10 protein-coding genes are annotated in these 22,012 nt (G+C 62.2%); 6 read left to right on the top strand and 4 right to left on the bottom strand.

Annotation, left to right across the window (positions count from 1 at the left end; all coding sequences use genetic code 11):
* Positions 1–57: 57 nt before the first annotated feature.
* On the bottom strand, positions 58–3,162 hold the full coding sequence (locus AC24GY_RS26715; RefSeq protein WP_487689265.1) for a DUF3604 domain-containing protein: 3,105 nt from the start codon (positions 3,160–3,162) through the stop codon (positions 58–60).
* Positions 3,163–3,478: 316 nt separating this feature from the next.
* On the opposite strand from AC24GY_RS26715, the gene AC24GY_RS26710 reads away from it, so the two are divergent.
* The 3 genes from AC24GY_RS26710 to AC24GY_RS26700 all read left to right on the top strand — a co-directional run bounded on the left by AC24GY_RS26710 (position 3,479) and on the right by AC24GY_RS26700 (position 16,110).
* Positions 3,479–3,838, top strand: coding sequence for a hypothetical protein (locus tag AC24GY_RS26710; RefSeq protein WP_422320816.1), 360 nt, complete (start codon positions 3,479–3,481; stop codon positions 3,836–3,838).
* Positions 3,839–3,962: 124 nt separating this feature from the next.
* Positions 3,963–5,087 (top strand): Ldh family oxidoreductase, encoded by a 1,125-nt coding sequence (locus tag AC24GY_RS26705; RefSeq protein WP_487689263.1) that lies wholly within the window; start codon positions 3,963–3,965, stop codon positions 5,085–5,087.
* 157 nt (positions 5,088–5,244) lie between these two features.
* Positions 5,245–16,110, top strand: coding sequence for an RCC1 domain-containing protein (locus tag AC24GY_RS26700; RefSeq protein WP_487689261.1), 10,866 nt, complete (start codon positions 5,245–5,247; stop codon positions 16,108–16,110).
* A 44-nt stretch (positions 16,111–16,154) separates the two neighbouring features.
* On the opposite strand, the gene AC24GY_RS26695 is transcribed toward AC24GY_RS26700, so the two are convergent.
* Both AC24GY_RS26695 and AC24GY_RS26690 read right to left on the bottom strand, forming a co-directional pair.
* Positions 16,155–17,492, bottom strand: coding sequence for a TIGR03943 family putative permease subunit (locus AC24GY_RS26695; protein ID WP_487689259.1), 1,338 nt, complete (start codon positions 17,490–17,492; stop codon positions 16,155–16,157).
* Positions 17,493–17,498: 6 nt separating this feature from the next.
* Positions 17,499–18,488, bottom strand: coding sequence for a permease (locus tag AC24GY_RS26690; RefSeq protein WP_422318153.1), 990 nt, complete (start codon positions 18,486–18,488; stop codon positions 17,499–17,501).
* 262 nt (positions 18,489–18,750) lie between these two features.
* Between AC24GY_RS26690 and AC24GY_RS26685 the strand changes: the two genes are divergently transcribed.
* Together AC24GY_RS26685 and AC24GY_RS26680 are read left to right on the top strand one after the other, a co-directional pair.
* Positions 18,751–18,978, top strand: a complete 228-nt coding sequence (locus AC24GY_RS26685) for a hypothetical protein (RefSeq protein ID WP_422318155.1) — start codon at positions 18,751–18,753, stop codon at positions 18,976–18,978.
* Positions 18,979–19,301: 323 nt separating this feature from the next.
* A complete protein-coding gene (locus AC24GY_RS26680; RefSeq protein ID WP_487689256.1) occupies positions 19,302–20,087 on the top strand; it encodes an SDR family oxidoreductase in 786 nt (261 codons plus the stop codon).
* 5 nt (positions 20,088–20,092) lie between these two features.
* On the opposite strand, the gene AC24GY_RS26675 is transcribed toward AC24GY_RS26680, so the two are convergent.
* Positions 20,093–21,247 carry a substrate-binding domain-containing protein gene (locus AC24GY_RS26675; protein ID WP_487689254.1) on the bottom strand — a complete coding sequence of 385 codons (1,155 nt, stop codon included), beginning with the start codon at positions 21,245–21,247 and terminating at the stop codon, positions 20,093–20,095.
* On the opposite strand from AC24GY_RS26675, the gene AC24GY_RS26670 reads away from it, so the two are divergent.
* A complete protein-coding gene (locus AC24GY_RS26670) occupies positions 21,246–22,007 on the top strand; it encodes an RraA family protein (RefSeq protein WP_487689252.1) in 762 nt (253 codons plus the stop codon). The genes AC24GY_RS26675 and AC24GY_RS26670 overlap by 2 nt on opposite strands.
* Positions 22,008–22,012 lie beyond the last annotated feature (5 nt).

The raw sequence follows: 22,012 nt of genomic DNA, 5'->3' as shown, positions 1-22,012 counted from the left end.
TTGGAGTGGCCTGACTCTTTATGAGAGCGAGGAAGGGCGCGCAAGCCTCATCCTTCATCATTCCAGCGTTATCCACATCGGCGACACCCACACAAGCTCCCCGTTGGTCTGCTCACCCCGGAAATAGTAGTAGCTGGTCTTGCCCTTCTCAGGCTTCGGATCCGTCCACGTGAGGTTGATCCCCTTTTCCTTCGGCGTGTTCATGGGGAGCTCCACGTTGTCTTTGATCAGCGTCACTTTCTCAAACGGCATCGTGCCAATGAGTTTCAGGGTGATCGTGGGTGCGCCTTTCACGGCGAATTCATCTCCCATCATGCGCTCCTTGCCGTCGGCGGCGGTGCAGCGGCTGTCGGCGATGATATTGTCTGTGGCACCATACGTGTGGCGCTGTTTCATGGCTTTTAGGATGCCCTCGCGGCTGTAGTCCTCGGCCAAAATCATGGCGTAGCTGATGTGCGTGCTGCCGTGGTCGCTGCTGCTTTGGAAGCTGAACTTGTAGCCTTTGGCAAAGGCGTCAGACACCCAGCCGCCGGGCTCCCAACCGCCGATGGCGTCGTTCTCCGTGGGGCAGCGCGGGCAGCCGGGGTACTCGTAGTTCTGGCGTGCGCCCTGGTAGATCTCCACCATGGGTTCAAACTCGCCGCCCCAGTTGCGCCAGTCGGTGCCCATGCTGCCCACGCTGGTGTGGCTGGCACAGACGCCGTTGAATTTCTTGAGGTGCTTGTAAAGCATGTTTGTGTCCGGCGCGGGCTCATGCACGCGCACATCGCTCAAGGGCAGGCGGGGCAGGGTGCGCACGCCGCGCTGGGCGAAGACCACATTGCGGTGCCCTTCGGGATACACCACGCTGCGCTCGTAGCTGAACATGGGCGTGAAAGCCTTCGGCAGAAAAAAGGCGTCCGTCGTTTTCTGCGTCAGCCACCAGGTGTACTCGCGACCGTTGCCGTTGTCGTGGTCGCCATTGCCGATCCAGTCCATGGACGCGGCATCAATGGCGTAGCGCCACATGTCTTCCAGCGGGCCGTCATTCGCCCCGTCTCCGCTGATCTCCGTATGCCGGTGGAATTCACCGCGCAGGATCTGCCGCTCCGTGCCGCCGATGGTGGAGCGGAAGCTGCGGATGGCGCTGAGTTCAGAGCGCTCGGCCTGCGTGCGCTTGCTTGGCGCGGGATTGTCCTGCGGGGCGTCCGCGATGGGCTTGAGCGCTGCGGCCTTCACCGGACCCACGCTGCTCAGACGGCTGAAGTAGACGTCGTTGTCAAAAGGGTCCTTGCTCGCATCCAGCGAGGCGTTGCCTCCTTTGCCGCCCGGTGTTTTGGCGCGGTTGAATTCGTTCATGCGGTCCATGCGGTGGTCGCTGCTGTGGGCGATGAAAAGGTTCTTCGGCCCTGCCGCGAGAGCAGGGAGATTGTACATCAGATTGTCGCTGTGCGGAATCGTGATGGGCCCCACCCACTCGGCACCGTCAAGATACGCCGCCACGCTGCCCCAGCTGCTGCCCAGCGGGCCGCGGAAACTGTTCAAGCGCGTGCGCGCAATGAGCCAGATGCGCCCTTCGGCATCGCAGATGATGCGGCCCAGGTTGTTGTAAGTCTGCGGCCCCGTGGCCTCCGCATGCGCGCCCGGCGCACCTTTGCGCACGGCGGGTTGCTCAAAGGCCAGTCCATCCGGCACTTCAGGTGATTTCGGCGGTGCTGGGGCCGTCACATCCGCGCCGCGTCCTTTGCCTTTCCCTTTGCCCTTGCCTTGCCGTGCGGCCACGGCCCCGGGCAAAGCGTCGGTGATTTTTCCCTGCGGTTCCTGCCATGCCTTGCCATCCCACACGGCGATGCCGATTTCACGATTGCGGTACAAGCCGATGCCATCATTGCTGTCATACGCGCCCCAGTCCTTGCCCCAGGTCTCGCCGCTCTTTTCATAGGCCACCCACACGCTGCCCTGATGATCATACGCCACGGAGGCGCGCGCCTCATACTGCGCGGTGTTCGCCACCGGCATGGGCTTGGACGGGCACTTGCCATCGGCTCCCAAAATGGCAAGCCAGATGTCATAATCGCCCTTCTCATAAGTATCCCAGGCCAGCGCAAACTGACCGCTGCCACCCTCGGCGCGTGGATCAGCACTGAGCGCTGGATTCCAGCAGTTGCCGCTGCTCTTGGAAACCGTCTGCGTGGGGGCCCAGGACTCGGCGGCATGCGTGCGCGTACGGATCTCAAACTTGCCCTCATGCGCCGCCATCCATGCCACCATCACGGTGTTCTTGGTGGAATGCGCGATCAGAGGGCAGAGATCATTGCCGGGAGAGTTCGAGAGGTTTTCCACCGCGCCGAGTTTGCCAGCAGCAAAGTGACGCGTGAAGATCTCAAAGTTCCCGTCCACGCGCTCGCTCCACACGATCCATGCGCCACCTTTACCATCCACCGACACCGCAGGCTTGTAGATGTCCTTGCCGGCTTCCGTGACGGCGATGCGCTCGTCCTCCCACTTGTTGGTCTGGCTCACATGCAGCCAGAGCTGATCACCGCCCGTGGGCTGTCCGAGGAAGGCGAAATCCTCCGGTTCCTTCTCCAGGCGCTTCGCGCGTTCATCGCGGTCCAGGCCCGGTGTGAAGCTTTGATACACCAGGAAGGCATGGCCAGTGGCACCTACGGCCAGGGCAGGGAAGTCATCGTCCGTGCGCTCCGGCGACATCTTGCGCAGGTTTAAGGCCGTCTGCTGCACCGCCACGCGGCCCTCCAGCAGATCCAGCGCCTCGCCGGGCCTCACATCCGCCAGCTTGAAGGAGATCTTGCCCTGCGCCGTGGTGACCTCCACGCTGCTTTCCGGCGTGACGTCCTTCAGCTTCACAAACACCCCGTTTTCAAAAATGGGGCCGAGTTGTCTGGACATCGCGCCGATCTTCTTTGGATTGTTCCCGCGCGCCTTTGCATTTGCGCCCTGCGGTGTGCGGCTGCTGGCCTGCCACGCATCCTTGCCCTTGATCGTGTCCTTCTGCTCAAAGCGGTAGCCGCTCACCTCCTGCACCTCTCCCGGTGTCACGGCGATGGAGCCATCCCACACCGTGGTTTCCTTGTCATTGAGACCCAGCTGGATCAGCAGTTCGGTGTCTGAGGCAGCGGCCATGCCGCCAAGCATCAGGAGAGGAAGAAGAAAGAGTTTCATGGGCAGGAGGCGGCGTAAAACGCAGTCCAACCACCAATCTCGCGCCGAGTTTTAAAGAAGAGCATCATCAAGCCAAGGGGGGGCATATGAGAGGGAGTCTCATGGGCGGTGCGCAGCCAAGGCACGATGATTGATTCCTGCAACGCTTGCCATTCCAGCATTGACTCAAAGCGCGTGGCTGAATTAAAAAAGGTGAATTGGAAATATTGCCCTCAGTTCTTGGTAAAAGAACTGCTTGGAATGCGTTTTTCCAATGCCGTGCGCGCTGCGGCTTCTCCTCCAAATACATCACATCATAAAACACGTCAGACACCACATGAAGAAAACAGCACTCTCCCTCCTCTGCCTTGCCATCAGCCTCAGCACCGCCTCGGCAGACGACCTCATCAAGGGCGCGATGAAGAAGAATTGGAAACCGGAAGACGCCATCGCCAAGAAGGTCGGCAAAGGCGAAGCCACCGACGCCGAACTCGACTCCCTGATCAAATGCGTGCAGGCCATCTGCGCCGCCACACCGCCACGTGGCGAGAAGGCCGCCTGGGTGGAAAAGTGCAAGAGCATGGTCGCCGCACTGCAGAAGGTGAAGGCCAAAGACGCCGCCGGCATCAGCGAATTCAAGAAGGCCAACAACTGCAAGGCCTGCCACGACGTCTTCAAGCCCGCCAAAAAGGAATAGGCGCTGGGGACTGGGTGACGGCCTCTGCTTGGCCCTGACTTCCGGAGGCTCCGCTCGCAAGAGCGGAGCCTTCTTTATTTCTGCTTCTTGCGTGTCCGGGCGGATGCTCCAATATCCGCCAACCATGCCCACCACGTACCACATCGTCCCCACTGAAGCCCACAACGATCTCGTCCGCGCCGCCTACAAGCATCGCGGCTACACCCAGGCGGAGGCCGATGACGGCGCACGGTTTTGCGAAATGGCCTCGGCCCACGGCATCCGCACCCACAACGCCATCAAGGCCCTGCACCTCGATCACCTCTTCGGCAGCGCCACCGGCGGTTGCAAGCCGGGTGCAGAAATCGAAGTCATCAAGAAGCCCTTCGCCGCCAGCGAAGCCTGGGACGGCAAGCTCAAGCTCGGCCAGAGCGTGGCCTTCAGCGCCATGGAGCGCTGCATGGAAATGGCCGACAAATACGGCATCGGCCAGGTCAGCGTGGACAACGCCTTCCACTACCTCTGGGGCGGCGGCTACGTCATGGACGCGGCCAAGAAAGGCTACATCGCCTACACCAATTGCACCTCCACCTTGGGCGAAGTGGTCCCCTTTGGCGGCAAATTCCCCGTGCTGGGCACCAATCCCCACTCCTGGGGCCTCCCCACACAGGACGCCTGCGGTTTCCCCATCGTGATCGACTGGGCCACCTCCACCGTGGCCATGGGCCGCGTGCAGCAGCTCAAGCGTGAAGGCAAGCCCCTCCCTCCCGGTGCCGCCGTGGATGCCGCTGGCAAACCCACCACCGATGCCAATGAAGCCGCCTGGCTCCTGCCCTTCGGCGCGCACAAGGGCTACGGCCTCTCCCTTCTCATCGAAGTCATGGGCGGCATGATCGGCGGCGGCCTGCCCACCCTGCGCGGCGGCGGTGCCCATCCTGACATTAAAGGGAAGCCCTTCCCAGTCGGCGAAAAGCGCACCAGCAGCTTCTACTTTCAGGTCATCCACCCCGATGCCATCAGCACCGGCCTCTTCTCGAACGGCCGCAACTTCAACGAGAACATCAAAGCGGTGATCGACGACATCCTCGGCCACGGCAATGAGTCCTGCATGCTCCCCGGCCAGCCCGAAGCCCAAAACGCCGCCCACACCGCCAAAGCCGGCGGCCTGCTCTTCAGCACCGCCGAAGTCGAAGCCCTCAACGAGATCGCCGACGAAGCCGGCATGCCCCGCTTCGATGTCGCGGCTCTGGGCACGTATGATGTGCCGTGAGGTGATAGCGTCCGTTTCTCGCCGGATCGGGCGCCGAAACCTAGGTGCTTCACGCGGGCCTGCTAAGGCGCTGGTGAAATCCCTGCCATTCCGACACAAAACTGACAGACGAAACTCCTTGAAGTGTAATCGTGGGGCTGGGATAGGTGCGTTTTTTATGGTGTACCCCCTTCGCATTTACCTATGCGCGTTTTTTGTTTTCCTAGCCCTGCTGGCCGCTGCTGAAGGAGCAGTGGTCAATGCCACGTGGAACTCCGCCACGGATGTGCCCGTGACCGCCAGCAGTTACACCGTCACCGGGAATACGGTGAACTTCACGCTGAACTTCGCGCCGCCCACCGGGACGAACCTGACCGTGGTGAAAAACACCGGGCTGCCATTCATTAACGGCACGTTTGACAATCTGGCACAGGGGCAGGCCGTTGACCTGAGCTATGGCGGGGTGACGTATCATTTTGTCGCGAACTACTACGGTGGCACCGGCAATGATCTGGTGCTGGTGTGGGCGGCCAACCGGGTATTTGCCTGGGGGCAAAACAACTCCGGCCAGATCGGGGACACCACCACCACGCAGCGCAATATTCCAGTTCCGGTCGTGGCGACTGGCGTTCTGGCTGACAAGACGGTTATCGCCGTCGCCCCTGGCAGCACCCACAGCCTCGCCCTGTGCTCAGACGGCACGCTGGTCGCATGGGGGGACAACACGAATGGGCAGCTCGGTAATAACACTACCACTTCCAGCTCCACGCCTGTCGCGGTCAGCACGGCAGATGGTGTCTCTGCTCTGGCTGGTAAGACGGTGGTGGCCATCTCTGCGGGGGGGGCTTTCTCCATGGCCCTGTGTTCGGATGGAACCGTCGCAACCTGGGGCAGCAACTCCAACGGGCAGCTCGGCATCAACAGCACCGCCAGCAGTAACGTGCCCGTGCTGATCAACACCGCCAGCGGCACCTCCGCCATCTATGGAAAAAATGTGGTCGCCATTTCCACAGGTCACTCCCACAGCGTGGCTTTGTGCTCTGACGGTACCGTGTCCACCTGGGGGTGGAACACCTACGGCCAACTCGGCATCAACAGCGCCGGCGGCATTGTCGCGCCCGTGCCTGTGCTGGTCAACACCGCCAGCGGCGTCTCCGCCCTGTATGGCAAGAGCGTGGTGGCCATTGCCGCAGGGTGGAACCATACCATGGCCCTCTGCTCAGATGGCAGCCTCGCCAGCTGGGGGGCGAATATTTTCAATGAACTCGGCGACAATACCACGGTGCAGCGCAATGCGCCCGTGGCGGTCAATGCGGTCAGTGGCACCTCGGCCCTGTATGGCAAAACCCCCGTCTCCATCGCGGCGGGCTTTGGGCTCAGCCTGGCGCTCTGCACGGACGGCACGGTGCTCGCCTGGGGAACCAACAGCAACGGTCAGCTCGGCGACACTACGACCACCAGCAAAGCGGTGCCGGTGGCGGTAAACAGGGCCAGCGGCGTCTCAGACCTCTACAGCAAAACGGTGGCTTCGCTGGGCTGCGGCGGTGCCCACGGCGCGGCGCTGTGCACGGACGGCATGTTGGTTGCCTGGGGCTCCAACTTTTACGGCCAGCTCGGCGTCAACAGCACCATCTGGAGCAGCGTGCCCAAAACCGTCATTACCGCCCAGCTCAATGCAGGTGAGGTTTTTGCCAGCGTTTCGACTGGAGCCTGGGCATACCATGTGCTTGCAGTGGTGGCCACCCCACCCCCTTTTCCCGTCAGCACCACCCTCGCGGCAAGCTCCCTCTCCAACACCACCGCGACATTCAACGGCACCGTCAATGCCAGCCAGAGAACGACTTCGGTCAGCTTTGACTACGGCCTGACCACGGCTTACGGCAGCACCGTGACCGCCACGCCTGACTCGCTGAGCGACAGCACCACCACCGCCGTCAGCGCGGTGGTGACCGGCCTCACACCGGGAACCACCTACCACTTCCGCGTCCATGCTTCGAATGATGTCGGGACGACCACAGGCAGCGATCTTACCTTCACCACGCTCAACAACAACGCCGGCCTCACCGCATTGGTCATCAACAACGGCACGCTCACGCCTGGCTTTGCCACTGGCATCACGAGCTACACCGCTTCGGTGGACTATCCTGTCACCACCGTCACCCTGCGTCCCACGCTGGCAGACACGAACGCCAGTGTGAAGGTCAATGGAGTGACCGTGACCTCCGGCAGTGCCAGCACGGCCATTCCTCTCAATGTGGGAACCAACACCCTAACCACCGTGGTCACTGCGCAGGATGGAACGACGACGCAGACGTATTCCGTCACCGTCACACGCACCACCACCGTTCCCGCCTCCTTCGCCGCCGCCACCGATGTGCCGCTCACCGTCAATGGCCTCACCGCCACGGGCAGCACGGTGAATCTCTCGCTCAACTACGCCCCCGCCACCGGTACGAACCTGATGGTGGTCAACAACACCGGCGTTCCCTTCATCAACGGCACCTTTGACAACCTTGCGCAAGGACAGGCGGTGCTGCTTTCCTACAACGGTGTGACTTACAAATTCGTCGCCAACTACTACGGCGGCACCGGCAATGATCTCGTGCTGGCCTGGGCTGCCAATCGGGCGTTTGCCTGGGGAGACAACAGCACGGCACAGATCGGGGACGGCACCGCGACGCAGCGCAATGTGATGGTGCCCGTGACTGCGACCGGAGTGCTGGCTGGCAAAACGATTCTGGCTCTGTCACAAGGAAGCGGTCATAGTCTGGGTCTCTGTTCGGACGGGACTTTGGCTGCATGGGGCACCAACTACTACGGCACGCTCGGCAACGGTAACAATACCAGCATCAACTTTCCGGTGACGGTGAATACGGCGAGTGGTGTTTCTGCCTTGTATGGCAGGACAGTGGTGGGCGTCTCGGCGGGAACCTATTTCAGCCTGGCCGTGTGCTCTGACGGCTCAGTGGTTTCCTGGGGTTACAACCCCTATGGACAGCTCGGCAACAACGGTACCACCAACACCAATGCGCCAGTGCTGGTAAACACAGCCAGCGGCACCTCGGCCTTGTATGGGAAAACCGTGGTGGCGGTCTCCGCAGGAACTTATCATTCGGTGGCGCTGTGTTCTGACGGCACTGTGGCAGCCTGGGGCTACAACAACACCGGGCAGCTCGGTAACAACACGACCACCAGCAGCACAGTGCCCGTGGCGGTGAACACAACGAACGGCATCTCGGCCTTGTACGGAAAAACCGTGGTGGCCATCTCGGCGGGCGATCAGCATACGATGGCTTTGTGCTCGGATGGCACCGTGGTGGCCTGGGGAGACAACATCTTTGGCGACCTCGGCAACAACAGCGGCGTGCAGATGAAAGTGCCGGTGGCGGTCAATACGACGAACGGAGTTTCCGCTCTGTATGGCAAAACGGTGGTGGGCATTGCTGCCGGCAACTGGCTGAGCCTGGCCCTGTGTGCGGATGGCACCGTCGCAGCCTGGGGCTACAACAACTACGGCCAGCTTGGCAACAACACGACGACCAACAGCAGTGTGCCGGTGCTGGTGAACACGGCCAGCGGCACCTCGGCCCTGTATGGCAAAACGGTGGTGGGCATCGCTGCAGTTGGTTCCAGTTGCACAGCTCTCTGTACAGATGGTACGGTGGCAACATGGGGCTACAATTATTACGGCCAGCTGGGCAACAACACGACGAACAACAGCCTGGTGCCCCAGCTTGCACTCACCACTTCGCTCAATGCGGGAGAGCGCGTGATCAATCCCTCCCGAGTTGCCAATGAGGGGCAGTCACTGGCGCTGGTGGCGGAGCCGGTGCCAACCGTCACGACTCTGGCAGCGACAGCGGTTGGCTCCGCGAACGCCACGTTGAACGGCACGGTGAACCCCAACAACGGCATCGCCGTGGCCGTCTCCTTTGACTACGGCACCACCACCGCCTACGGCAGCAGCGTGACCGCAACTCCTGGCAGTGTCACAGGAGGCAGTGACACCGCCGTGAGTGCTGCTCTCAGCGGACTGGCACCCAACACCACCTACCACTTCCGCGTGAAAGCAGCAGGTTTCCCTGGCAGTGATCAAACCTTCACCACTCTCAGCAATGACGCCAGCCTGGCCGGTCTGGCGAGCAGCGCAGGCGCATTGAGTCCGGCTTTCGCCGGCGGCACGATCAGCTATGCAACTCCTGCAGTGGGCAGCGGCACGACCACCGTCACCTGCACTCCCACGGTGTCTGAAAGCCATGCAACGGTGACGGTCAATGGCGTCGCTGTCACCTCCGGCAGCAGCAGCGGGCCGATCAGCCTGGGGTCTGGTACCACTGTTATCAATGTGCAGGTGACTGCGCAGGATGGTGTGACCAAGCAGACTTACACCATCGCTGTCCCCGGCTCCACTTCAGCCACCTTTGCCACCGCAACGGATGTGCCAGTATCTGCAAACGGCTTCAGTGCCTCGGGCAGCACGGTGGATTTCACACTCAACTATGCGCCGGTCACTGGAGCAAGTCTGATGGTGGTGAACAACACCGGGCTTGGCTTCATCAGCGGCACGTTCAGCAACTTGAGCCAGGGGCAGGCGGTGGCGCTTGTCTACAATGGGGTGAAATACAATTACGTCGCCAACTATTACGGCGGCACTGGCAATGACCTCGTGCTGGTCTGGGCTGGCAACCGGGCCATGAGCTGGGGGTCGAATCTCAATGCAACTCTGGGAGATGGCACTTCCACCAATCGTCTCGTGCCAGTGCCAGTCACAGCCACCGGAGTGCTTGCTGGCAAGGTGATCGTGGCGCTTTCAGCAGGCTCCGCCCACGGCCTGGCCCTTTGTTCGGACGGTACGGTGGCCGGCTGGGGGGGGAACTGGTACGGACAGCTCGGGGACAACACCTACAATTCACGCGCCACGCCCGTGGCGGTCAACACCGCGAGTGGTGTTTCCGCCTTGTATGGCAAAACGGTGGTGGCCATTGCCGCAGGGTACGAGACGAGCATGGCCCTGTGCTCCGATGGGACCGTAGTCAGCTGGGGCTCCAACAGCATTGGCCAGATTGGGGATGGCACCACAACCACCCGCATCGCGCCCGTGGCAGTGAACACGGCCAGCGGTGTTTCCGCCCTCTACGGTAAATCAGTCGTTGGGATAGCGGCGGGTTCTTCCCACAGCGTGGCTCTCTGCTCCGACGGGACGGTGGTGGCATGGGGCTCCAATGCCAGTGGCCAGCTGGGCAACAACAGCACCACCAACAGTCCCGTGCCGGTGAAGGTCAATGCCGTGAGCGGCGTTTCCTCTCTATATGGCAAAATTCCCCAGGCGGTGGCGGCGGGCACAGCTTTCAGCCTGGCCTTGTGCTCGGATGGCAGCCTGGCTTCATGGGGGAGCAATGCTTACGGCCAGTTGGGTGACAACACCTTTAGCAACCGCTCTGTGCCAGGAGCCGTCAATGCCGTGAGCGGCACCTCGGCACTTTATGGGAAAACTCCTGCTGCCATCGCCGCAGGATGGAACCATAGCATGACGCTTTGCTCCGATGGCACTCTACTGGCCTGGGGCAGCAATTCCAGCGGCCAGCTCGGTGACAACAGCGCCACCAACCGCCCAGCGGCAGTGGCGGTCAATACTGCCAGCGGCACATCGGCACTTTATGGAAGAAAGGTGCTGGGGCTCGCTGGCGGCAGTTCTATGAGTGCGGCGTTTTGTGCAGAGGGCACGATCGTGACCTGGGGTGGCAACACCCAGGGACAACTGGGAAATAACAGTACGTCCAACAGCAGCGTGCCGGTGACTGTCAGCACCAGCACGCTTTCTGCCGGAGAGAACTTCGCTACTGTGGCCATGGGGCCCACCGCCGGCTTTATGTTTGCCACAGCGGCTGCTCCGCCCGCAGCGCCCGCAGCCGCCACTCTGGCCGCCACCTCCATCACGACCACCGGTGGGACCTTGAACGGCACCGCCAATGCCAGCGGCAACACCACGACGGTGAGCTTTGAGTTCGGCCCCACCACTTCCTACGGCACCACGGTGGCTGCCACGCCTGCCACGCTGACTGACAGCAGCACGACTGCGGTGGCAGCAAGCCTGACCGGCCTGACACCTGGCACCACGTATCATTACCGTGTCAAAGCGGTGAGTGGTGCGGGCACGGCCAATGGCAGCGACCAGACTTTCACCACGATCAGCACCAATGCGAATCTGACCGGCCTGGCCTTGAACAACGGCACGCTGAGTCCTGTCTTTGCAGGTGGCACCACGAGCTACACGGCCACCGTGGGTTATCCTGTCACCTCCATCACCCTGAGGCCCACGTTGGCGAATGCCGGCGCAAGTATGACGGTCAATGGGCTGCCGGTGTCTCCGGGCAGTGCGAGTGCGCCCGTTTCCCTCAGCGCGGGAGACAACACGCTGATCACCGTGGTGACGGCTCAGGATGGCACCACCACTCAAACTTACACGGTGACGGTCACGCGCGCGGCACCCTCCACCAATGCGCGGCTGGCCAGTTTGACTCCCAGTGTCGGCATCCTCTCGCCTGCCTTTGACAGCAGTGCCACGAGCTACACCGTCACGGTGCCTTTTGGGACGACATCGATGACCTTGACGCCCACCGTGGCAGACAGCACTTCATCGGTGCAGGTCAACGGGACTCACGTCAACTCGGGCAGCGCCAGCGGTCCTTTGGCCGTCGATGTGGGGAGTAATTTCTTCAGTGTGGTGGTCACCGCGCAGGATGGAGTCTCCACGCAAACCTACTCCGTCACGGTGGTGCGCCCTGCGCTGCCTGCGGTCTGGAGCACTCTCAGTGATGTGCCGCTCGTCACCACTGGCTTCACCGCCAGCGGCAACACCCTCGGCGCCCTCACTTTGAACTTCGCACCCGCCACCGGCACCAACTTGATGGTGGTGAAAAACACCGGGCTGGGCTTCATCAGCGGCACCTTCAGCAATCTGTCCCAGGGGCAGGCGGTGGCCATCGTGTACAACGGAGTCATCTACAACTTCGTGGCCAACTACTATGGCGGCACAGGCAACGATCTGGTGCTGCAGTGGGCCGGCAATCGCGCCCTGGCCTGGGGCTACAATGGCGATGGCGAACTGGGGGACGGCACAACGACCCAGCGCAACACCGCCGTGTCCGTGACCGCCACCGGTGTGCTGGCCGGCAAAACGATCCTGTCCCTCGCGACGGGTGCCAAACACAGCCTGGCCCTCTGCTCTGACGGCACGCTTGCAGCATGGGGGGCCAATACCAGCGGCCAGCTTGGTGACACCACCACCACGGATCGCCTTGCACCGGTGATGGTAAACAACAGCATCGGGGTCTCGGCGCTCTACGGGAAAACGGTCATCGCCATCGCGGCAGGGCAGAGCCACAGTCTGGCGCTGTGTTCGGATGGGACCGTGGTGGCATGGGGTGAGAACCTCTACTATCAGCTCGGAGACTCCACCACCACGCAGCGTAACGCCCCCGTGCAGGTGAACCGTAGCAGCGGCATTTCAGCCCTGTTTGGCAAAACGGTGGTGGCCGTGGCGGCAGGAGCGCGCCACAATCTGGCGCTATGCTCTGACGGCAGCGTGGCTGCCTGGGGGGCAAACACCAGCGGCCAGCTCGGCGACAACACGACCTCACCGCGAAGTGCCGCCGTTGCAGTGAATGCGGCCAGCGGCCTCTCTGCTCTGAATGGCAGGAGTGTGGTGGCCGTGGCGGCAGGCGGGCTGCACAGTCTGGCCCTCTGCACCGATGGAGCCGTGCTGGCCTGGGGCAATGACATCAACGGTGAACTGGGCGACGACAACGCCGCCCAGTTTTACACGAACTCTCCGGTGGCTGTGGCGGTGATGGCCAGCTCAGGATCCGCACTTTTCGGAAAATCCGTCGTGTCCATCATGGCAGGCTACGCCCATAGCATGGCGCAGTGTTCGGATGGCAGTCTGGTCGCCTGGGGCAGCAATGCCTTTGGTCAGCTCGGCGACACCACCACGAACAACGGCTACGTGCCCGTAACGGTGAGCACAGCCAGTGGAGTCTCCGCATTGAATGGCAAAACAGTGTCTGCCATCTCGGCGGGTGCGCGTCACAGCATGGCTCAATGCACGGACGGCACTCTGACCGCCTGGGGCTTGGACACCAGCGGCCAGCTTGGCAACAACAGCACCACCGGCAGCAGTGCCCCCGTGGCGGTGAGTACAAGTCCGCTGACAGCGGGAGAAGTTTTCGTACGTGCTGCCGGCGGCCCCTATGCACTGCACACCTTGGCCCTGACCGCCGCTCCGCTGCCGATACCCACGGCGCTGACCCTTGCCGCCACCGCCATCGGCACCACCAGCGCAACACTGAACGGGACCCTCAATGCCAGTGGCGTCTCCACCGCAGCCTCCTTTGACCTCGGCACTACCACGGCCTACGGCCTCAGCCTTGCTGCTGCCCCCGGCACCATCACCGGCAGCAGCAATACCCCGGTCTCAACGCTGTTGACCGGACTGAGCCCGGGCGTCACCTACCACTTCCGCGCCAAAGCAGTCAATGGCGCAGGCACCATCAACGGCGCAGATCTGACCTTCACCACGCTCAACAACGACGCCACCCTCAGCGGCCTTTCTGCGAGCAGCGGCACGTTGGCTCCAGCATTCACCAGCAGCGGGAACAATTACACAACAGCCGTGTCCTCCGACACGACGAGCATCACCGTCACTCCGACCGCCACGGACAGCAATGCCTCCCTCAGCGTCAACGGCACCCCATTGACTTCAGGCAGCCCCAGCAGCCCCATCTCCCTCTCCTACGGCGAAAACACCATCAGTGTGCTCGTCACTGCGACGGACACCGTTTCGACCTGGACCTACACTCTCACGGTCACCCGTCCCTCTCCTCCGACGTGGCCGATAGCTTTTGCCTCAGCCAGCGACGTACCGATGACCGCCAACGGCTATTCCGCGATCGGTGCGGTGAATGTCTCCCTCAACTACGCTCCCGCACCAGGCACGACCCTGACTGTGGTCAACAACACCAGCCTCGGCTTCATCAGCGGTACCTTCAGCAATCTTACACAGGGCCAGCTCGTCAATCTCACCTACAATGGCGTGACCTACCCCTTCGTAGCCAGCTACTACGGCGGCACCGGCAATGACCTCGTGCTCATCTGGGCTTACAGCCGCCTCATGGCCTGGGGCAACAATGGCGTCGGCCAGATCGGCGACGGCACCACCACCCACCGCAGATTTCCAGTGGCGGTGCCCACCGCTGGTGCCGCGTTGGACGGACTCACGCCGCTGGGACTCACAGCCGGTGCGGGCCACAGCCTGGCGTTGTGCTCAGACGGCAGCCTTTTCGCCTGGGGCTTCAACAGCGAAGGCCAGCTCGGCAACAACTCCCTGACCGACACTACCGTCCCCGGCATGGTCTCGACCATCGGCACCCCGCTGCAAGGGAAGGTGGTAGTGGCAGTCTCCGCCGGTGCCGTCCACAACCTCGCCCTGTGCTCAGACGGCACCCTGGTCGGCTGGGGAAACAACGGCGACGGCCAGCTGGCCAATCCCATCGAAAGTCACAGCATACTGCCCGTGGACGTAGTGACCGCAGGCACGCCTCTGGCGGGCAGGTCCGTGGCGGCCATTGGCGCTGGAAACTTCCACAGCCTCGTGCTCTGCACCGACGGCACGCTCGTTGCCTGGGGGCGCAACGACAGTGGCGAGCTCGGCAATCAGACCACCACCGCACGCAGCCGGGTGCCAGTGGCCGTCACCACCGCAGGGACGCCGCTCGCTGGCAGAAGCGTGGTGTCTATCGCTGCCGGCGGCTACCACAACATCGCCCTTTGCGACGACGGCACCATCGTTACCTGGGGCAGCAATGAGAAAGGCCAGCTCGGCAACAACTCCCTGACCAACAGCAACGTACCCGTGGCCGTTACCACCGTCGGCACTGTCCTAGCTGGAAAAACCGTCGTGGCAGTGGACGCCGGGTACTGCCACTGCCTCGCTCTCTGCTCCGACGGCACGCTCGTCGCCTGGGGCAGCAACGAATACGGCCAGCTCGGCATCGGCGGCACCACCAACAGCAAAGTCCCCGTGGCCGTGAACACCAGCATCGTGCTGGCTGGCAAAACAATCGCCTCAATGAACGCAGGAGGCCCTTTCAGCATGGTCCGCTGCAGCGACGGCACCGTGGCCGCCTGGGGCTACAACGCCGATGGCGAGCTCGGCAGCAACAGCACCGTCAACAGCAGCCTTCCCGTGGCGGTGGGTTCCGGCAGAAACTTCATGCGCGTGGTTGCCGGTCCAAATGCCTACCACAGCTTCGGCCTCGTGGCCACCTCCTCGGCTGCCGAGACGCTGCCCAGCAGCGACGCCACTCTCAGCGGTCTGGCTGTGAGCACTGGCGCGCTGAACACGCCGTTTAACAGCAGCACGTCCTCCTATCTGGTAGTGCTGGACAGCACCGTCACCTCCATCACCATCACTCCCACGGTCAACGAGAGCCATGCTTCCATCACCGTCAATGGTCAGGCCGTGGCCTCCGGCACCGCCACCAGCGGCATCCCTCTTGTGTCTGGAGTGGGAGGCAACCCCATCCAGGTGACAGTGACCGCCCAGGACGGCTATTCACAGGCGCAGTACTTCGTGTTTGTCGCCTGCCTGAGCAAAGTGGAGCAGTGGCGGCTGCAGGCCTTCGGCGCTCCATTCGATAGCGGCCCTGCCGCAGACACCGCCGACGCCGACAACGACGGCATCTGCAACCTGCTTGAGTTTGCTCTCAATCTCAGTCCCGCCACGGCCAGCAAACTGCCCGTGAGTTCTGCCATCAACGGCGGCAACTACGAGTACACCTACACCCGCAGCACCGCCGCCGCGAATGCAGGCGCCACCTTCACCGTGGAATGGAACGCCACGCTCTCCGCAGCCTCGTGGAGCAGCAGCGGCGTCACGCAAACCGTGCTCAGTGATGATGGCACGACTCAGCAGGTCAAAGCCGTGATCCCCATGAATGGGGCCAGCACGATGTTTGTGCATCTCTCCGTGACCGCTCCGCCGTGACGCGGAGAAGCAGGCCGGACGAAAGGTTAATCTGAGCGGAAGGCTCAGTAAATCATCGCATTATCCGGCGCGGTGGTCTCTTCCACCTTGGTGGCCTCGATGATCGGGACGGTCTGCGTCCCTTCCTTTTTATAACCCATTTTGCCGACGACTTTGACCCAGGTCATGTCCTTGAAATCAGGGGCCTTCTTGCCGAAATCGACCGGCACGGAGTAGGGGCGGGCATCCGCAGCGCAGCACTGCACCAGCATGCGGAAAATGCGCAGGCGATGGCCGTCAGCATTGTTCACTTTCTCCGGCAGGATCTGTGCCACGGTCTCGACCATCTGTCCGGTCAGCACATTCTGCACTTCCACATCCCCACCGGTGTAGTACAGCTCAGGCACTTCGAGGATGAAGTTGCCCTCCTTGCTCTGCGGCACCTGCTTCTTGAGATCTTCGAGCGTGAAGGTGCCGTAGCTCTTGGATGCCTGCGCTGGCGGCGGGATGTTCTTCGGCGGCGTCTTCGTTTCTGCGGCGGCGGCAGAGGCCGCGGCGACTCCGGGCGGCGGCGTGTTGACGGGCTTGGTGGGGGCTCCAGCCTCTCCAAGAGTCTGTGGATTGACCATGGCGGGAGGCTGATCGGCCACCTTCTCCGTGGTGACTTTCGCCGTCGTGGCGGCGGCAACCGGCTGCCCGGCGTTCTTGGTCTTCTTTTGCAGCGAGAACTGCTCCGCACGCGAGGTGTCCGTGTAATTCGGGTCGTACAGCCCCTTGTTAACGATCGCGTTCGCACTGTAGCGGTCCGGCGTGGAAAGTGCAGCCCAGGACAGCGGCGCGGCAAGAATAAGCAGCACCGCGATCCGGCCCGGCCAGGAGCTCTCATCCAGGATGCCGTGCGCATGCCCTTCATGGCTGTGGCCATGGTGGTGCCCGTGATCATGCCCGCAGCAGCCCTCTTTCTTCGCATTATCGTGCGAGTGGTCATGCCCGCAGTCTTTGTGATCATGATCGTGTCCGCAGGTGCCATGCTCATGGGTGTGCTCATGACCATGGTCATGGCCGCAGGCGCCGTGCTTATGGTCGTGGCTGTGGTCATGCCCGCAGCCTTCGCCATGCTTGTGCACGTGGTCGTGACCACAATCCTTGTGATCGTGATCATGGTCATTATGCGAGTGGTCATGCCCCTCGCAGCCGGCGTCCTCGGCTCCCATTGTCAGCAGGTTGAAGAGGCCCAGCACGGCCAGGCCGATGCCGGACACCAGCACCATCGGACGGAAGATGCCATCCGGCGGCAGGTAATTGATCAGACGACCGCTGATGTAGAAATACAGCAGCACACCGGCCCATAGCAGGAGCATGGCGACACTGAGAAGATGAACGAGGGTGCGGGTTCCACTCATGGCAGTTTAGGGTTTGATGTAGAGATGTTGAATCAGGTTCATCCACGGCCCCGAAAGCAGACCGATGAGGATGAAGAGACCGATCAGAAGAGATACGACCACCTTGCGCTGGAAGACGCTGGAGTACATGAACAGCAGCTTGATGTCCATCATCGGCCCGAAGACCAGGAAGGCCAGCTTGGCAGCCATGGAGAAGGCCGTCATCGGCGCGGCAATGAACGCGTCCGAGGTGCTGCAAAGGGAAAGCACGATCGCCAGTCCCATGAGGGAAGGGACGGCCAGCCAGTCATTGCCAGCCACGGTGTTCAGCAGCCCCTGATTGATCTGCGTATTGAACACCGACGTGATGGCCACGCCGATGGCGAAGTACATCGCCGTGTCCAGAAAGTCGCGCATGGAGCTGCGCATGGCGTGCACCAGCTTGCCATTGAAGTTGGCAGCCGGAGCGTGCACATGGCCGTGATCGTCTTCAGCCGCAGCATTCGCAATCTTGTTGGCAATGCTCGCCCGCAGCACCTGGCCCGGCTTGAAGCGCAGCACCACGAGGCCCACGATCACCGCCACAAGGTAGCCCAGCGACAAACGCGCGATCGTCATCGTCGCATTCCCTGCCGTGGCCCAGCTCAGGCCCTGAAACTCCTTGAACGCCGTCAGCGTGCTGATCGCCACGATGGGGTTCATGATTGGGGCGGAAAGCATGTACGTCACCGCGCAGGAAAGCGGCAGCCCCTTCTGCACCAGCCGCCGGATCACCGGCACCACCGCGCACTCGCACACCGGAAACACCAGCCCCAGAAAGCCCGCGATCAGCGTCGCCAGCACCTTGCTCTTCGGCAGCACCCGGTCCAGCAGCTTGGCCGGCAGGAAGGCGTCGATGATCCCTGAAAAGACCGTGCCGATGAGAATGTAGGGGGCGCCTTCGAAGACAATGCTCAGGAAGGCCATGAGGATGTCCCCCATGCGGCTGGGTGCGGGCAGATCGGCGAGAAAAATCATGTGGTTGGAGAGAAGACTTCTAAACGCGCCGAAATGGCGGGTTCAAGCGAGAAAGAACGGGGGATTGGAGGAATGTCGAACGACGAATGCAGGATGAAGAGGCAGAATTGTGACAGTCTTGGAGCGGCGGGCGAGTTCACGACACCGCTCCGCACTGTGCTTGCCTTGCGCATCCATGGGCGGGATTTGCGATGGCCTATGAGGACAGGGAAGCTGTGCGTTCATGGAGTAACGCGCACCAACTCCAACTCGACTCCCATCCATGAAATCGCTTCTTGCTCCTTTGCTGCTCAGTCTGGCCATGACCGCCACCGTGTTCGCCGCCTGGCCCATCAATGACGAATGCCCGGTGGACCATAAGCCGGCGCGTCCCATTTATCGAGTGAAGACAGACGAGGGCTTTGTCGCTTTTTGCTGCACGGAATGCATGCAGAAGTTTGCCAAATCTCCCGGCTCCTACCCGGTGAAGAAGAAGGAAGTGGCAAAGTGATGCTTCGGCATCGGCGCTGACACAGAATAAAAAGCACGGGATCTGCCGCGATCCCGTGCCAGTTCGCCGTCCGCATGCGACTCTGGACGTAGGTTGGGCGTGTTTGGCGGGCAGGACACTCTTCATCACAACAAACCCTCCTTCGCCAAACCGCCCGACTGCGAGGACGCACCCATGCCCCAGCGTTTACAGCACGCCGCTTTACAAGCAGGCGGCCTCCACCCTCCACCTCAAAATCACCCAAGCCTCGCTGATCTGGCTCAGACAACAGACCAGCGACATACCCTTGAGCCCGATGATATGCGCTGGCCTTATAGCCACCCATGTCCTCTCCTCATCCGTTTGATCTCAAGGAACGCAGTATCTGGGTCTTTGGCGGCGCTGGTTATCTCGGCGCTGCCGTCATCTCACAACTCGCGGAAATGCAGGCCCGCGTGCTCTGCGTGGATCTGGCAGACCGCGCAGCGGACATGGTCAAAACATCCGGTCTGCAGGCTCAAGTGAGCGCCGCCTCCCTCAACGCCGCCGACACCACCGCTGTGGAGTCATTCGTTCAAGAGCAGATCGCCATTCACGGCGTGCCGCATGGCCTCGTGGTGATGACCTATGCCTCAACCGCCAAGCGTTTTGAGGATCTCGCCGTCGAGGATTTTGACATGGCGAATCACGGCAACCTCACCGCCACCTTCGCCCTCGCACGTGCCGTCGGTCAGCACATGGCGGAGCAGGGCAGGGGCAGCATGGTCCTCTTCTCCAGCATGTATGGCAGCGTCTCACCGGATCCTTCCGTATACTCCGCGCCCATGAATCCGAACCCCATCGAGTACGGCGTCGGCAAGGCGGGCATCCAGCAGATGGCGCGCTACCTGGCCGTGCACTGGGGCAGACAGGGCGTGCGCTGCAACAGCATTTCGCCCGGCCCGTTCCCCAATCCCACAATCCAGTTTCAGCAGCCCGATTTCGTCGAGCGCCTCGCACAAAAAGTCCCCCTGGGCCGCGTCGGTCAGGCGCCAGAAATCGCCGGTGCCGTGACCTTCCTCCTCAGCGATGCCTCCTCCTTCATCACCGGCCAAAACCTCGCCGTGGATGGTGGCTGGACGTCATGGTGAATGAATCACAACGTCTCACCCCGGATCAGCTTGGGCATCAGCCGCATCGCCTTCGGAGGCAGTGATCCAGACTCCGCCAGCTGCCGTGCGGCCTTGCACACGCTGCGGGCAAACTGCCCGGTGTTCGCCGCATAGCGCGTGATGGGCGGCACCGTGTGCTGGAGAAATGTTTCATCATCGCGTGAGATCACCGCTACGTCCTGCGGCACGCGTTTGCCACGCTGCGTGAGAAACATCATCACCGTGAGCACATGCATCGCACGCGCCACCACATACGCCGTGGGTGGCCGGGCCGAGCGCAGCGCCTTGTCCAGCAGCGCGCACAGATTGGCTGAAGTGCCATCATGCGAGATCACCTGCAGCGTCGGTGCATGGCTGCCGCCCAGCGCCTCGCGCAGCCCTTGCTCGCTCTGCACGTCACCACCGTAATCTCCCAGCGGCCGCACGAAGGCGATGTGCCTGTGCCCCTTGCCGCACAGCATGCCGCCCGCATGGCGGCACAGCGCGCGGTAATCCGTGTCGATGGATGGCAGGCTGATCTCCGGCGCGCAAGACCCCACCACCAGGCAGGGCAGCTGGCGGCGCATGAACCAGCTCTGCACCGGCTCCAGAGAGCCAAACACCAGCCACGCCGCCGCAGGCGATCTCGTCGTCAGCGCCTCCAGCGCACGAGTCGGTTTGGCTGTGAAGCACGCCGTGCTCACATGAATCTCAAAGCTGAACCCCACGCGGGAAAGCTGATCCCGCAGATCGTCCACCATCACCACCGTGGAGGGAGACATCTCCAGCAGCGGTCGTGGCGAGATGAGCGCGATCACCCGTGAGTGCGCCGCCTTCTTCGGCTTCACCGCCGTCTTGATGCGCCGCCGCTGTCGGTCAGACACTTCCAGGAAGCCGTCGCGTTCCAGCTCATGCAGCGCGCCGCGCAGCGTGTGGCGGCTCACCTGCAGGCGTGCGCACAGCTCCCGCTCCCCCGGCAGGTGGCCGTGCCAGTGCCCGGCCTGCATGGACTCACGCAGGCTCTGCGCCGTCAGGGTGACCAGGGAGATTCGCTGCGGCAGTCTGGGGCTGGAGGAGGTCGTGGGCTTCATCTGGTTTGGACAACAGACCAGAATCAAGCCGTTGTGACAAATCGTTTCAGCAGCCTGTTTCAGTTCCATGTCTTCCAAAGCACGCCACCTCTCGCACAGCGACCTGCTTCAGCTCAAACGCTGGAACACCCCCACCATCTACAACGGCTGGGAGCAGATCACCCGGCACAATGCAGGCACGGATGCCTTCAACATTGAGGAAACCCGCGACTTCATGCCGCAGATGGGTCCCATGGTCGGCTACGCCGTCACCCTCGTGATCGAGCCCTCGAACGCCGCGCATCGCCAGACGAATCCAAATGCCGGAGCTGAGTTCCGCCGCTACATCGCCAGCGTCCCCGGACCGAAAATCATCGTCGTTCAGGATCTCGACAAACCCCGCGTCCTCGGCTCCGCCTGGGGTGAAGTCAGCGCCAACATGTTTCGCGCCCTCGGCTGCGTCGGCACCATCACCGACGGTGCCATTCGCGATCTCGATGAGATGACCAATGCGGGCTTCAAAGCTCTCGCACGCCGTCTCTGTGTCGGTCACGCCTTCGTGCACCCCGTGCGCTGGGGCTGCGAGGTGGAGGTCTTTGGCCGCACCGTCAAGCCGGACGATCTCATCCACGCCGACAAGCACGGCTTCATGGTCATCCCTCCCGAAGACCAGCCCAAGCTGCTCGAAGCCGCCCGCTTCATGGATGCCAATGAATGCTCCACCGTCATTCCCGCCGCTCGCAATGCAGCAGGCCTGAGCACGGACGAACTCGTCGCCAATCTCGAAGCCAGCATCACCCAGTTCAGCGCCAACGTGAAAAGCCAGTTCTCCCGCCAGGGCGAGTGGTAAAACCC

The organism is Prosthecobacter sp. Pr1 (assembly GCF_057652315.1).
Note: the sequence above shows the minus strand (reverse complement) of the source record. Positions and strands in the feature narration are given on the sequence as shown.